At 62.5% G+C, this 14254-nt stretch carries 12 protein-coding genes and 1 tRNA gene; 7 read left to right on the forward strand and 6 right to left on the reverse strand.

Annotation, left to right across the window (positions count from 1 at the left end):
- Positions 1 to 589, forward strand: a 589-nt coding sequence (gene coaE / locus J7J55_05575) for a dephospho-CoA kinase (GenBank protein ID MCD6142169.1), incomplete at its 5' end; no start/stop codon positions are given.
- Here coaE and J7J55_05580 read toward each other — a convergent pair.
- The 3 genes from J7J55_05580 to speB are packed head-to-tail and all read right to left on the reverse strand — an operon-like array spanning position 548 to position 3327.
- Positions 548 to 1633: a P1 family peptidase gene (locus tag J7J55_05580; protein ID MCD6142170.1), complete on the reverse strand. Its 1086-nt coding sequence runs from the start codon at positions 1631 to 1633 to the stop codon at positions 548 to 550. The two genes, coaE and J7J55_05580, sit on opposite strands and share 42 nt — an antisense overlap.
- Before the next feature lie 9 nt (positions 1634 to 1642).
- Positions 1643 to 2428 carry a zinc-dependent peptidase gene (locus tag J7J55_05585; GenBank protein MCD6142171.1) on the reverse strand — a complete coding sequence of 262 codons (786 nt, stop codon included), beginning with the start codon at positions 2426 to 2428 and terminating at the stop codon, positions 1643 to 1645.
- Complete coding sequence (gene speB, locus J7J55_05590) at positions 2428 to 3327, reverse strand: agmatinase (GenBank protein ID MCD6142172.1); 900 nt, start codon at positions 3325 to 3327, stop codon at positions 2428 to 2430. The genes J7J55_05585 and speB overlap by 1 nt, the downstream gene beginning before the upstream one ends.
- Positions 3328 to 3406: 79 nt before the next feature.
- On the opposite strand from speB, the gene J7J55_05595 reads away from it, so the two are divergent.
- Together J7J55_05595 and J7J55_05600 are read left to right on the forward strand one after the other, a co-directional pair.
- Positions 3407 to 3480, forward strand: a tRNA-Gln gene (locus J7J55_05595).
- A 46-nt stretch (positions 3481 to 3526) separates the two neighbouring features.
- Complete coding sequence (locus J7J55_05600; GenBank protein ID MCD6142173.1) at positions 3527 to 5242, forward strand: glutamine--tRNA ligase/YqeY domain fusion protein; 1716 nt, start codon at positions 3527 to 3529, stop codon at positions 5240 to 5242.
- Between the two features lie 80 nt (positions 5243 to 5322).
- On the opposite strand, the gene J7J55_05605 is transcribed toward J7J55_05600, so the two are convergent.
- Positions 5323 to 6531, reverse strand: a complete 1209-nt coding sequence (locus J7J55_05605; GenBank protein ID MCD6142174.1) for an SPASM domain-containing protein — start codon at positions 6529 to 6531, stop codon at positions 5323 to 5325.
- Between the two features lie 222 nt (positions 6532 to 6753).
- Between J7J55_05605 and J7J55_05610 the strand changes: the two genes are divergently transcribed.
- The 3 genes from J7J55_05610 to J7J55_05620 all read left to right on the forward strand — a co-directional run bounded on the left by J7J55_05610 (position 6754) and on the right by J7J55_05620 (position 10745).
- Positions 6754 to 7269 carry a PAS domain S-box protein gene (locus J7J55_05610; GenBank protein MCD6142175.1) on the forward strand — a complete coding sequence of 172 codons (516 nt, stop codon included), beginning with the start codon at positions 6754 to 6756 and terminating at the stop codon, positions 7267 to 7269.
- The gene (locus tag J7J55_05615) at positions 7160 to 9727 is read left to right on the forward strand and encodes a PAS domain S-box protein (GenBank protein MCD6142176.1); all 2568 of its coding nucleotides are present in this window, start codon (positions 7160 to 7162) and stop codon (positions 9725 to 9727) included. The genes J7J55_05610 and J7J55_05615 overlap by 110 nt, the downstream gene beginning before the upstream one ends.
- A 91-nt stretch (positions 9728 to 9818) precedes the next feature.
- Positions 9819 to 10745 carry an anion permease gene (locus J7J55_05620; GenBank protein MCD6142177.1) on the forward strand — a complete coding sequence of 309 codons (927 nt, stop codon included), beginning with the start codon at positions 9819 to 9821 and terminating at the stop codon, positions 10743 to 10745.
- Here the strand turns inward: J7J55_05620 and J7J55_05625 are convergent.
- A complete protein-coding gene (locus J7J55_05625) occupies positions 10740 to 11384 on the reverse strand; it encodes a DUF47 domain-containing protein (protein ID MCD6142178.1) in 645 nt (214 codons plus the stop codon). The genes J7J55_05620 and J7J55_05625 overlap by 6 nt on opposite strands.
- Positions 11385 to 11497: 113 nt before the next feature.
- Here J7J55_05625 and J7J55_05630 point away from each other — a divergent pair, with 113 nt between their 5' ends.
- Positions 11498 to 12268, forward strand: a complete 771-nt coding sequence (locus J7J55_05630; GenBank protein ID MCD6142179.1) for a right-handed parallel beta-helix repeat-containing protein — start codon at positions 11498 to 11500, stop codon at positions 12266 to 12268.
- On the opposite strand, the gene J7J55_05635 is transcribed toward J7J55_05630, so the two are convergent.
- A partial coding sequence (locus J7J55_05635) for a lamin tail domain-containing protein (protein ID MCD6142180.1) occupies positions 12265 to 14254 on the reverse strand: 1990 nt, incomplete at its 5' end. The two genes, J7J55_05630 and J7J55_05635, sit on opposite strands and share 4 nt — an antisense overlap.

Below are 14254 nucleotides of genomic sequence, written 5' to 3' on the forward strand. Positions count from 1 at the left end.
GATCGGCATCGGTGGCCCGCCCGGGTGCGGGAAGAGCACGGTGGCTCGGGCCCTAGCGCACGACAAGGGGACCGAGTGGATCGACCTCGACCGGGTGGCAACGGGACTCTACCGACCGGGAAACGAGGTCTACTACAAACTCATCGCCCGGTTCGGTCCGGGGATCGTAACAGCGGACGGCGAGATCGACCGCAGCGCGCTTGCCCGACTCGTCTTCTCCGACGGGAGGGCGCGGGCCGACCTGGACGCGATCGTCCATCCCGCGGTGAGCGATGCCCTTCGGCGGATGATCGCGGAGCGGCAGAAGAGCGGGACAAAGGTCCTGCTGGTGGAAGGGGCGCTCATCGGTCTCTCGCCGCACGTCGACTACTCCCTGTTCGATGCGGTCATCTGGCTTTCCGCCCCGCGGGAGGTACGAAGAGCCAGGCTTGCCGAGGCCGGAAGGGAAGACCACCTCGACCGGGTACCGGATTTTCCGACCGTGCCCGGGGTGATCACCGTCGATGCCGCGGGGACGATCGCGGAGACAGCGGAGAAAGTGCAGGCCCTAATCGCCCGGTTGGATGAGCACGCCGCGGGAGCGAAGTAGCTCCAGAACGCGCGCGATCGGGAGCGCCTCCCGGGTATGGCCGTCGCGCCCGGTTACAGAATAGGCATGGAACAGGGCGGAGACGATCGCCTCCTCGACCGCCTCGATCACCGCCTGGAACGCGCGGTCGATCCCGCGGTGGGCGTCGTTCAGCCGCGTTTCCTGGAGGAAGATCGTCCCCTCGTGGTGCGGAACCCTGTTCGCCGTGGAAAAAGCGATCACGAAGTCACCGCTCCCGGAATGCCCGCGCGACCCGGTGCGGGCAAGCCCGAGTCCGGCCCGCACCGCAAGGCGGCGCAGCTCGCGGTGGGAGAGGGGGAGATCGGTCCCGATCACGATGATGATCGACCCCTTGTCCCCTTCCGGAGCATCGGATTCGGGCGGGAGGAGCCGGCCGATCGGAACCCCGAGGATCGTGAGCTCCTCCCTCCTGCCGAAGTTGGGGAGGGCGAGGACGCCGATCGTGTAAGCCCGCCCAGCGTACTCCACCAGGCGGGATGCCGTCCCGATTCCGCTCTTGAACCCGAACGCGCTCATCCCGGTCCCGGCTCCGACTACGCCTTCGCGCACCGGTCCGTCACTCGCTCCGTCGAGCGCGGCGTACACATGCTCCTCGGTCACTGCCCGGGCACGGATGTCGTTCAGGTAGGAGTCGTTGCACTCACCGACAACCGGGTTCAGCGACCGGATCGGGGAATCGGGCTGGTCATAGTGCTTGATGACCCAGGTGATCAGGGCATCGGCGGCTCTTCCCACGGACAGCGTGCTGGTGAGAAGGATCGGGGTCTCGATCGTGCCGAGCTCGTTTATCTGTGGGATCCCGATCGACTTTCCGAATCCGTTTAGCACCACCGCCGCGGCCTGCACCTTCTCGTGGAACAGGTCCCCGGGATGGGGGATGATCGCGGTCACCCCGGTGCGGATATCGGAGCCCGCGATCACGGTCGCGTGTCCGACCGCCACTCCCGGGACGTCGGTGATCGCGTCTTTCTCCCCGGGTGGAAGAGTGCCAAACCGCAGACCGTAGTTCTCTTGAATCCCCATTTCGCCTCCCTATAAGGTGATCACCCAATCCGGCGCAGGGAAGGTCCCGGCCGGGTCCTGACGGTAGAACCGCCGCAGCTGTTCATACACCTCCGGGAGGGAGCGCAACAGGGATGCCGGATCGGTGAAGAAGCGCTCGGTGGCGACGGCGAAGAACTCCGCCGGATTCGTCGCTGCGTATGGATCGAGGAACGTAACCGCACCCGCCTCCACCGCCGTTCGCAGGCGGGCATACTCCGCTGACATCACCCGTTCCCACTCCTGATATCGATCGGGGGGAAGGGCGGGGATCCCGTCCACGGCGCCGTTCTCGGCGTCGAGCTGATGGGCGAACTCGTGCAGGACGACGTTCCGTCCTGGGTGCCCCTGACCAGCGGCGTCGGCGCGGACGTCTTCCCATGACAGTACCACCGCTCCGCGCGACCACGACTCGCCGGCCCGCACCTGCTCCCCCTCGATCACCACCCCGATCGGAGTCTCCTCCCGGTGCGGGGCGATGTACTGTCCGGGGTAGAGGATGATTGAGACCAACCGCGGATAGTAATCGTGGGGGCGGTTCAGGATGAGGAGGGCGGCCTGCGCGGCGATCGTGACCCGCATCTCTTCCGTCACTCCGAGTCCGTGCGTCCCCTCGAAGTGCTTCTCCGCCACGAGGACCTTGGTTATGTCTTCGAGCTTGCCCCGTTCCGCCGTGGAGAGGCGGGAGAGGATCGGGATTCGGTCGATGATCCCCTGCCACTCCGGCGGAAGCGGCTGTTCCATTATCCTGCGACGACGGCGCTCCCGTATGAACATCAGCCTATCCCACTCATCCAGCTGAACGCCTCGTAGATCACCTTGACGGCGGCGAACGAGGTGATGTCGGAGTGATCAAGAGGCGGAGCGACCTCGACCACGTCCATCGCCCGCACCGGAAGACCGAGGAAGATCGGCCGCAGGAACTCCAACAACTCGCGGGTGGAGATCCCGCCTGCCTCCGGCGTCCCGGTCCCGGGCGCAAACGCCGGATCGAGGACGTCGATATCGAGGGTTACGTAGACCGCATCCGGGCCGGAGAGCCGGGAGATCACCTCCGCTGCGATCTTCTCCGGGCCGCGGCGGTGGACCTCCCGGGCCGGGTGAACCCCGATCTCCGGATGAGTGGCGAGGTAAGCGAGCTCATCCTCCATGAACGAGCGGATCCCGACAAATGCCGCTCGCTCCGGTGCAAACCCCGCTCTTTCCAGAACCCGCCGCGCGGTGCAGGCGTGTGACCAGCGGTGTCCCTCGAACTCATCGGCGAGATCGAGGTGGGCGTCGACGTGGAGATAGCCGAGGGGGCCGGGATGAACGGCGGCGAACGCGGCGGCAAGCGGGATCGTCACCGAATGGTCTCCCCCGAGGAAGAGAGCGAGCGGATGCCTCATGACAGCCTGCGCCTGTTCCTCCACCTGCCCGAAGTAACGGGACCAGTCGAGGTCGGGATAGACGTCCCCGTAGTCGCGTACCCGCACCGAAATTGGTTTCCCCACTTCGCTCGCTGGGGCGAAATGCGGGGTGAGGGCCCTGATCCGGGTTGGGGCAAATGCCGCCCCTTTGCGGTAGCTCGTCGCCCCGTCGAACGGAATTCCCATGACCCCGATCTCGGCCGCGGGGTCGTCACACTCGAGCCCGCTCCAGGTCCGACGGTGTTTTGGTCTTACCTCATCGTTCATACCCCCGATTCTAGTCCACCACCCCAGGGCGGGCAATCTTGACAGGCCCGCAGGGTTTGTTTACCATCAAATCGCACATTGGGAGATCGTCTAATGGCAGGACGACAGGCTCTGGCCCTGTTAGTGGGGGTTCGAATCCTCCTCTCCCAACCACTATCTCCTCCTGCACTGGCCCGCGACGAACGAAAGGCAAGGATCGATGAGCGAAGAGAAGAACGTACCCCATGATTTCATCCGTCAGATCGTCGCCGCGGACATCGCCGCCGGGAAGAACGGCGGCCGCGTCCACACCCGCTTCCCTCCGGAGCCGAATGGATATCTCCACATCGGCCACGCCAAGTCGATCTGCCTCAACTTCGGGATCGCAGAGGAGTTCGGCGGGTTGTGCAACCTGCGGTTCGACGACACCAACCCGGAGAAGGAGGACGTCGAGTACATCAACGCGATCAAGGAGGACGTGCGCTGGCTCGGGTACGACTGGGAGGACCGCGAGTACTACGCGTCCGATTACTTCGAGCAGCTCTACGAATGGGCCGAGTACCTGATCAAGCAGGGCAAGGCGTACGTCGACGATCTGTCGCCGGAGGAGATCAGCGAGTACCGGGGAAAGGCGATCCGCGACGGGGATAAGATCATCACCCCGCCGGGGAAGAACAGCCCGTACCGCGACCGGTCGGTGGAGGAGAACCTAGACCTATTCCGGAGGATGCGCGCCGGGGAGTTCCCCGACGGGGCGAAGACGCTGCGGGCCAAGATCGACATGTCCCACCCCAACATCAACATGCGCGATCCGGTGATGTACCGGATCATGCGCGCGACGCACCCCCGCACCGGAGACGAGTGGTGCATCTATCCGACCTACGACTGGGCGCACGGCCAGTCGGACGCGATCGAGGGGATCACCCACTCCCTGTGCACCCTCGAGTTCGAGGTACACCGGCCGCTCTACGACTGGTTCCTCGACAACCTGCCTGTGCCGCACCGCCCGCGCCAGATCGAGTTTTCGCGGTTGAACCTGACCTACACCGTCCTGTCCAAGCGGCGGCTCCTCCAGCTCGTGGAGGAGGGGCATGTCAACGGATGGGACGACCCGCGCATGCCGACGATCGCCGGATTGCGCCGCCGCGGCTACACTCCGGAGTCAATCCGCGATTTCTGCTCCCGCATCGGCGTGACCAAGGCCGAGGGGATCGTGGAGTACGAGCTCCTCGAGTACTGCCTGCGTCAGGATCTGAACAAACGAGCGGAGCGGAGGATGGCCGTGCTCCACCCGCTCAAGGTGGTGATCGACAACTATCCAGAAGATCAGGTAGAGGAGCTCGAGGCGATCAACAATCCCGAGGACCCATCCGCCGGCACCCGCATGGTCCCGTTCTCCAAGGTGCTCTACATCGAGCGGGACGACTTCATGGAGAACCCGGTCCCCAAGTTCTACCGCCTCGCTCCGGGACGGGAGGTGCGGCTGCGCTACGCCTACTTCATCCGGTGCACCGACGTGGTGAAGGACGAGGCTGGAAACATCGTCGAGATCCATGCCACCTACGATCCGGCGACCCGCGGCGGGGATGCGCCGGACGGGCGGAAGGTGAAAGCGACCCTGCACTGGGTATCGGCCGCCCACGCAATCGAGGCCGAGGTGCGGCTGTACGATCGGCTGTTCAAGGCGAAGAACCCGCTCCAGGTCGAGGACGGGAAGGATTGGCTCGATAACTTGAATCCGGAATCCCTCGTCGTCCTCACCGGTTGCAAGCTCGAACCGAGCCTCGCGGAGGTAAGCCCTGGGGATCGGTTCCAGTTCGAGCGGGTCGGCTACTTCTGCGTCGATCCCGACTCAAAACCAGGCAAGCCTGTGTTCAACCGGACCGCCACGTTACGCGACACCTGGGCGAAGATCAAGAAGCGCCAGGGGAGTTGACTTAGGCCTTCCACGCGGTCATCTTTAAAACCGCTGTGTTTATCAATGCACGGGGCGGAGTGCGGCTGATTCAGCTGAAACTACGGGCAGCGGATGAGCCCCTGTGCCCATAGGCAGCCGCCACAGGAGGGAGCAGGGTTGCCGTAGCAATCCTCGCCGTTTTCCTGGGCGAGGGGGCAGCTTGCGCACCAGGCGCACGGGGCGAAGGTAAAGTCTGCCACCCGCTCCCTGAACGCCACATACTCCGGACTGTTCCACAGCTCGGAGAGGGACTGATCACGGACATTTCCGATCACGTAGCGGTTCGTCGTCCGTTCCGCTCCATTCAGGTACGAGGTGTGGGAGTGAAGGAGCTCGAGACACGGGCTCAGTCCCCCATCCCACGCAATCGACGCCGATCCGCGTTCGATGAATGGGCAGCGGTTTCTGCCGTTATCCAACGGCATCCCGGTAAGGTAAAGGTGGAACTTGTCGCACCCGTCGTCCAGCGCAATCCCCGGTAGAAAAGAGGAATCGCCGATCCACGGCAAGTAAAGCCGCATACGCGCGTCCCCCGGCCGATACCCGGACTCCGCCGGGGAGCGATAGAGCGCTTCTGCCTCCAGTTCCTTTGTGTAGGGGAGGACGTGGCTTACGTGGAAATCGCTTACGCCGAGCTCCTGCGCCAGGGCAAGCAACTGTGGGAGGTCGCCGATGTTGCGGCGCATCGCGACAAATGCAATTCCAAGCCTGGTTTGTGGAGCTTGTGGGGCTGAGGTTTCCCCCTGCAGCCGGCGGAAGCGACGCAGGTTGGAAATGACCTGGGGAAGCCGTGCCCCAAGGCGGATATCAGCGTAGCTTTCCGGTCGTGCCCCATCGAGCGAAACCCATAGCCGATCAAGCCCAGCCGTGATCAGAGAGCGCGCCGTTGGCGCATCAAGCATCGTCCCGTTGGTGATCAGCTCAACCGAGGCACCGAGCTGCTTCGCCGTCCGTACCATCTGCAAGATCTCCGGATGAGCGAGCGGCTCCCCGAACCCGCCGAAGAAGACACTCGGTCGGGGTGAGAACTCCTCGATCCCGGCGATGATGTGGGCGAACGTCTCCTTGGTCATCATACCGGTCGGTTCATCCCAGGAATTGCGGATGCAGGTGCGACAGTGGAGGTTGCACGCATCCGTCGGCTCTATGTACAGCTTGGCCAACCGATGGATGGGGCGGGAAAGGAGGATGTAATCCTCATCTGAAACCAGAGGGAGCTCCATTCCAGGGTTGAGCCCGTAGTGGGTGGAGACCTCTTGGGGCAGCACAATACGCCCGTCTCCGTCTACATGCGCTCTTTTTCGGGGTTCATCTGCCATCTGGGTTGTTCTTTCCTGCTCCTGTACTCGACAAGCGGCACATTATAAATAACCTTTCGCTTTGGTGCATAAACGAATGAACCGGGATGCGGTAACGACTCGCACTTGACGGATAGCGCAGCTATGTAATAATCTGCTTAAAATATGAATGAGGGGAACAGCGAGGTTATCATGCGGCGCAACGACGGTTCCGGTGAGCATGAGAGACTCGTCGGGCTGGGAAAGGATTTCTGGTCCCTGTTCGAAGGGCTCGGGGACGCGGCTTACCTCATCGAGACAAGCACGGGAAAGATCTTAGCCGCCAACGCCCAAGCGGCCGCCCAGACCGGCTACTCGACCGACGAGCTCGTCGGGATGAACATCGTCGATGACTTGAGCGTCGATCCCCCTCCTGTTTCGTTGGAAGAGGTTGGAAAGAGGTTTTCCCGCGGAAAGACCGTTCGGTTCGTACACAAGAAGCGAAGGAAGGACGGAAGCATCTACTGGGATGAGGTGACCGTTGCCCCCCTCCCGTTTCCTGGGATTCACGTTTCGTTGAACCGCGGCCCCCCTCCCGTTTCCTGGGATTCACGTTTCGTTGAACCGCGACATCACCGAGCAAATAAACAAGGAAAAGTTCATTCAACAGGAGCAGAGCCAGCTTCGCGCCATCTTCGACAGCATCAATGCAATTATCTATGTCGCTGATCCCTACACCCACGAGATCCTGTATATCAACAAGTACTTTCGCGACATGATCGGTAAAAATCCGGTGGGAAGGCTCTGCTACGAAGAGTTCCAGGGCAGGAGCGAGCCGTGCGAGTTCTGCACCAATGACATCATTCTCAAAAACAAGGGGAAACCATATCAGTGGGAATACCACAATCCGGTCTACGACCGCGATTATCTCATTGTAGATCGCATCATTACCTGGCCGGACGGTCGTGATGTACGGTTCGAAGTGGCATTCGACATCACCGACCAAAAAGCAGTCGCGGAGGAGCTGCGCGAGCGGGAGGAGCTTTACAAGGCGTTGTTCGAACAGCTGAGCGACGCTCTGTTCTTGGAGAGTCTCGACGGGAAGATCCTCGCGGTGAACGAGAGCACGTGTCGGCTCCTCGGCTATTCGCGCGATGAGCTGACCCAATTGACGGTGGGCGATCTTGTCCCTGAGGGGGGGAAGAAGTTCCTCCCCGAGCTGATCGACGAAGAGACGATGGCCGGAAAGGCGTTGGAGACCGTGAACCGCCGCAAGGACGGAACGCTCGTCCCAGTGGAGTTGCGGGGGCGGATCATTGAAATCCACGGGGCTAAGCGCATGCTCGTCAGCCTGCGCGACATCAGCGCGCGGGTACGGGTCCGTCGGGTGGAAGAGATCCTGCAGCGGATCACCGAAGCGGCGAATGCAGCGGAGAACCTCGATTCCCTGTTCTCTAAGATCAGGGAGATCCTGAGCGTGATGATGGACACGACCAACTTCCGCATCGCGCTTTACGACGAGAAGGAAAACACGATCTTCATGCCCTACATGGTCGATGAGAAGGATACTTATCATTCATTCGTGGCCGCGAATTCCTCCACCGCGTACGTGATCAAGAGCGGTCGCCCCCTTCTGATCACAACCCGCAACCGCGCCCAATTGACGAAAAAACTCGGGCTCGAGCCGGTGGGAGCGGTGGCGAAGGCATGGCTCGGGGTCCCGCTCAGGGTGGAAGATCGAGTGGTCGGAGCGGTGGTCGTGCAGAGCTATACCGACCCGGATGCGTACGGGGATGACGATATCGGGATCCTGGAGACCGTCTCCGACCAGATAGCGATGGCAATCGTCCGCGAGCGGGCGCGGGAAGCGCTGCGTGAGAGCGAGGCCCGCTACCGGAGCATCTTTTCCGCCACCACTGATGCGATCCTCGTCTTTGACCAGGACGGGAACATCGTCGAGGCGAACCCGGCCGCCTACCGGATGTACGGCTATGCGGAGGGAGAACTGATCGGGCTTTCCGCCGACAAGATCGTCCATCCCGATTACTATCATGGGTTCAAGAATTTCAAGAACGGGATAAATGCCGGCGTTTTCGTCTCCGACTCGGTCAACCTCCGCAAGGACGGGACCCCGTTCCCGGTCGAGGTACACGGAGTTGGGTTCATCTTTCAAGGGGAACCCCATCTCCTCTCCATCACCCGCGATATCTCCGCTCGCATCGCTGCTGAGAAGGAGCTCGAGAAATCGCAGCGGAAGATCGAGCTTCTGCACGACGTTGCCCATGTCCTCGAATCGCTAGAGGACGAGGAAGAGGTGTATACCCACACGGTGCACGCCGCTGAGGAGATCCTCGGGTTCCCGCTCTGCACCCTCGACATCCGCGAGGGGGATGCCCTCGTCACTAAGGCGACATCTAAGGGCCTCCCCGCAGGGGCGAGCCAGTCCGTCGCCCTGTCCGAGGAGTCCCTCGCCACCAAGACATACCGTACCGGGAAGACTTACGTGATCAACAAGATAGAGGATGATACAGCAGCCCGGCCGACTCGGACGGACTTTCGTTCCGGAATCAGCGTTCCAATCGGGAAATTCGGGGTGTTCCAGGTGGCAGCGCGGGAGGAGAACGCCTTCTCCCCCGAGGACGTTCGCCTTCTCGAGCTCCTCATCGGCCATACCACCCAGGCGATCGGGCGGATTCGCCTCCAGCGGGAACTGCGGGAGCAGGCGATCCGCGATCCGCTCACCGGGGTCTACAACCGCCGTTACTTCAACGAGGTGGTGGAGCGGGAGCTCGTCCGCGCCAAACGCTACGATCACCCGATCGGATTCTTGATGATCGACGTCGACGGGTTCAAAGCGATCAACGATCGGTTCGGACATCAGACCGGGGACAAGATCCTGCGGGCAGTCGCTGATCTGCTCGTCGCTCAGGTGCGCGAGACCGATCTCGTCGTCCGCTACGGTGGGGATGAGTTTCTTGTTATGCTGATCGAGACGAACGGCCAGACCGAGGCGATAACCAAGAGGATTCAGGACGCTGTCGCTGCGCGGAACAAGACGGACGAGCTGATCCCGGTTACCCTGTCGATCGGCGCCGCCCACTGGAGCCCGGGGGATGATCTCCCGATCGAACAGGTCCTCGCCCGGGCGGATCAGGCGATGTACAGGGAGAAACGGACCGACGGCTGACCATCCGATCCTACTAGCTTTATTCGATTGCTTGCCATAGATTGCTATATTTGGTATAAACTTTCACATGGTGGAGTTGGCCTTCCTATTCTTGGCAGGGGCGTATGTCGGCTGGAACATCGGGGCGAACGACGCGGCAAATTGTATCGGGACCTCGGTTGGTTCTGGGCTCCTTTCTTATCGAAAGGGGATCATCCTGGTAGGGGTGTTCGTCATCGCTGGGGCACTTCTGCAAGGGCAGCACGTGATGCACACGATCGGAAAGGGGATCGTAACCGCCGAGCTTCCAGTGGCCGCGGTGTTCGCTGCCCTCCTGTCAGCAGGGCTGTTCGTTACTTCGGCGACGTTTTTTAAGCTCCCCGTCTCAACCTCACAAGCGATCGTCGGAGGAGTGGCCGGGGTCGGGCTGGCTGCCGGGGCTCCGGTTGACTTCTCCAAGCTCCTAAACATCGTTATGGTATGGGTGCTCGATCCGTTTCTCACCGGGCTGATGGCGTTCGGGATCTATCACCTGTTTGCGTTCTTCCTCCGGCGGGTACAGCGACCAGGTCGGTGGGACGCCATTCTGAAATGGCTCGTATTAGCGAGTGCAGGGTACGTCGCCTTCTCACTCGGGGCGAACGACGTGGGAAATGCGGTTGGCCCGATCGCCAATCTCGGGGTCCCATCCCATTGGCTCGCTCTCCTTGGCGGGACAGCGCTTTCGATTGGCGCATTCACCTTCGGACACCGGGTGACCGAGACGGTGGGTGGAGGGATCACTGTCCTTGATCCGTTGAGTGCATTTGCGGCCCAGGCCTCCGCCGCCATCGCCGTTCATTTTTTCTCGATCATCGGAATCCCGGTTTCTACCTCCCAATCGGTGGTGGGGGCGGTGGTTGGCGTCGGTATGGTGAAGGGGGTACGGGCGATCAAGCGAGGGCGAGTCCTCCAGATCGCGGTAGGGTGGGTCGCTACCCCGACCTCTGCCGGGATCTTCTCGTTCCTCCTCTACAAGCTGATCTCCCTCGCCCTATAGCCGGCGCTGGGCGATCATCATGTCGATCCGGTCGGAAAGGTCCTCGGCCCGGTCGGAGATCTCGACGAGCGCCTCGATCAGCCCGTAGAGCTGCAGCTTCGCAGCGAGATCGATCCCCATCTTGAAGATCGCCTTCACCGCCTCTCGCTCCACCCGGTCGACCTCGCTCTCTTTGATCTCGATCTGCTTGGTGTGATCGAGGGCGGCGTTCATATCCTCGAACAGGAGGTGCATTGCGGAGTTGACCTCATCCGCGATCTCCTTGGTCTTGTCCGCGATCTTCTGGACGAACGGCTTGATCGACTCGGGGATCTCGATCCGCTGCAGGAGGAGATAGTCCAGCGTCTCCTCTCCGGCGTTCGCCAGCTTGTCCACCTGTTCGATCACCTCGAGGATATCGCGCCGGGATGGAGCGAGAAGCGCTCCTCCGAGCAGGGAGGCCTCCACCTCCCGGCGGACGTCGTCCGCCTTCCCCTCTGCGGTGTGGGTGGCGAGGGCGAGCTCGCCCGCGGCATCGACATCACCGTTCAGGTACGCGAGAAGCGACTCCTGAAAATGGGAAAGGCTCTCCTCCACATGGTCGAGGTGCTTTAACACCAGGGTCTCGATCTCCTTCTGCTTTCTCCACAACACGTCCATCCCTCCACGTTCGGTATTGGTTCCAGGTTAGCCCGTTTCCGGTCCGGTGTCAACTGCGCGGGTTGCGCCGCACCTGATTTTTCGGTACGGTGCAGGCAAGAAAGGAGGAGACAATGAGAGGGTACATCGTCTGGTTTTTCGCCCTTGGCCTGATCCTCGGAGGGGCGGCCGCTCTGGCGGCGGAGATCCACCTCCCCGGGGACACGAGCTTACACGGTAACGTGCTCATCGCCGAGCAGTTCTATAAGACGGAGGTCGTGCACGGAAAGCAGGTGCAGGTCCCCCTCCCGTACCGAGTCTGGCCGGGGAAGAACGGGATGCGCGATTCTGACTACTTCGACGTCCGGATCGAGGCCCATCCCGGGGACGTGATCATGCTCGCCGCTGGGACCCACAAGTTCGACGTGTGGATCTATACCCCTGGGATCACCATCACCACCGATCCGGCGACCGCGGGGATGGCCGACATCTGGGGGACGGTGGAGGTGGACGCGGACAACGTGACCCTGGACGGGATCGCGGTCACCGGTCCCCGCAAGACGGAGCGCGGGCTGTCGAGCGGCCATGGGATTGAGATCAACCGTGAGCACGTCAATAGGATCACGATCCGAAACTGTCTGGTGAAGGAGAACGAGTGGATGGGGATCCACGTGATCGGCGTGCGGGGCGAGATCGAGGAGCTGCGGGTGGAGGACTCGAAGATCGTGGATAACGGGAGCTTCGGGATCGAGTGCCAGACGGTGAAGAACCTGGTCGTCACCGGGTGCACGATCACCGGCAACCTCGAGGGGGTCCATATTGGAAGCTACGTAGACAACGTCATCCTCGAGAACAACACGATCACGGGCAACCGCAAGGTCGATGTGTACCGCAAGCAGGATTAATCCTCGATCGTCACCGGTACGAGGATTGCCTCACCAGCGGCGCCGGTGATCCAGATGAAGTAACTCCCCGGCGCCAGGTCCTGCGGATCGAGCTGCAGGCTGTAGCCGCCTGCTCCGCGTGCGGATGAGAGGGTGACCTTCGGAGCCGCTCCTCCGCCTCCGGCAGCGGTGATGCCCACGGCAGCGACCTTGACCCACGGTCTCGTTTTCCAGCCCTCATCAAGGGTCAGCGAGATCGGGCCGTGCGGCGTTACCGGAGTCACTTCCTCTTCCGCCAGCGAGATCAGCGTCTCGAGATCGGGGGAGTTCGGCTTGCCCGCGGTTGCGACAAGGCGGTCCCCGGCGGAATCGGTCCCGTAGACCAGGATGCCGGGGTTGGTGTGCCAATTGTCGCTCGTGTCCGGTCCGAGCGGGTCGGTCCGTTCCATGGTCGCTTCGGTGCGCGGATCGCCGGCCGCCCAGCCCGTGCCGCTGCCAGCGTTCGCCGTATCCACCACCTCTCCGGCCGAGTTCACCAGCTCGATCACCGCCCCGTCGTCCGGCAGGGGGGCATCGTAGACGAGGTCGGCCGTCACATCGCTCACTGCCTCATCGCTTCCCCGCTCGAGGAGGTAATAGCCGCGCCCTTCGTTCCCGTCCTTGCCGGCGACCCACCACGCCATGTCGATCACCTTCCAGCCAAGATCGTTCCCCGGCTCTTTGACGAAGGTGATCGGCGGCCGCCGCCGCGGATTGGTGCACGGACTCGTCGGAGCCGGGGAGATCGTCCCGGAGAGGGGAATCCAGGTCCAGACGCTCTCGTCGCTCGGATCCGCTTTGCTGGGATACCAGCCGATCTTCCAGCCGGTCAGGTCGACCGGGGTCTCCCCCAGGTTCTCCAGCTCGATCCACTCGGCGTTGGAATCGGACGGGGTTCCGGCCCACGCGACCTCGGAGATGATCACCTTCCCATCGCACGGGGAACCGACCGCTCCTCCCCCTCCTCCGGCGATCCCGGTGATCGTCACGCTGACGGTGGAGACATCGGAGCGGACTTCGCCGCCCGCCCCTTCTCCGGAGACGGAGGCATGGTTGGTGAGCGGGCCGGGGAGATCGTCCGCAGTGATGGTGTAGGTGGCGGTGACCGTCATCGACTCGCCGGGGAAGAGGACGTTCCGCGGGAGCGGGATCTCCCCAAGGCGATCGTCGGTGAGGACGAGGTCAGTGATCGTCACGTTGCCGGTATTCTCGATCGTGTACGTGTAGATCAGGGTATCCCCCACCACGGCCTGATCGGTGTTCACTTCCTTGGTGAGCCGGATCCCTCCCGTGCCGGAGATCTCGAGCAGGGTGATCGTGGCCGAGTCGGTGACCCGGTTCCCGAGCGGATCGTATGCAGTCGCCGTCCCTGTATCGCTGATCGGACCAGGGAGATCCTTCTCGGTCACCGTGCGGGTGAGCCGCCCCTCCGTACTCTCCCACGGGGCAAGCTCCGTTCTTTCAATGGGAACAGGACCAAGTGGATCATCGACCACCGAGATCCGATTGAGCGGGACCTTCCCGGTGTTCGTCACCCGGTAGACGTAGGTGATTGTGTCGCCGACCGTGAGCGGGGAGAGGGGAGAGAGGGGGAATCCCCGGGAGTCGAGCGCTTTGATCTCGATCATCACCCCGGAGTTCCCGGATGTGAGCTCCACCTGCGCCTGCGCCTGATCGCTGACGGTGCGTCCGTCCGTGGTGCGGGCCGTAGCGGTGACGGTGTTCACGAGCGGACCAGGGAAATCATCTTCCGTCACGGTCGTGGATGCGGTTGCACTCGCGCTCTCCCCCGGCGCGAGCACGGTCGTGGGGAGGGTGATCGGTCCCAACCGGTCGTCCTCCAGACTTACGTCGTATAGGGTCTCCTCGCCGCTGTTCCGCACGGTGTAGGTGTAGGTGATCGCATCTCCGAACGTGGCGGTGGTGCGGTCGGGTTTCTTCTCCACCTCGATCTTCGCCGGCTTGGGG

This window comes from Candidatus Bipolaricaulota bacterium (genome assembly GCA_021159055.1).
GTDB lineage: Bacteria > Bipolaricaulota > Bipolaricaulia > UBA7950 > UBA9294 > S016-54.

Bases quoted from the DNA above. Each gene is read 5' to 3' on its own strand.
- J7J55_05580 (MCD6142170.1), bottom strand. From the start codon at position 1,633: ATGGGGATTCAAGAGAACTACGGTCTGCGGTTTGGCACTCTTCCACCC.
- J7J55_05585 (MCD6142171.1), bottom strand. From the start codon at position 2,428: ATGTTCATACGGGAGCGCCGTCGTCGCAGGATAATGGAACAGCCGCTT.
- speB (MCD6142172.1), bottom strand. From the start codon at position 3,327: ATGAACGATGAGGTAAGACCAAAACACCGTCGGACCTGGAGCGGGCTC.
- J7J55_05600 (MCD6142173.1), top strand. From the start codon at position 3,527: ATGAGCGAAGAGAAGAACGTACCCCATGATTTCATCCGTCAGATCGTC.
- J7J55_05610 (MCD6142175.1), top strand. From the start codon at position 6,754: ATGCGGCGCAACGACGGTTCCGGTGAGCATGAGAGACTCGTCGGGCTG.
- J7J55_05625 (MCD6142178.1), bottom strand. From the start codon at position 11,384: ATGGACGTGTTGTGGAGAAAGCAGAAGGAGATCGAGACCCTGGTGTTA.
- J7J55_05630 (MCD6142179.1), top strand. From the start codon at position 11,498: ATGAGAGGGTACATCGTCTGGTTTTTCGCCCTTGGCCTGATCCTCGGA.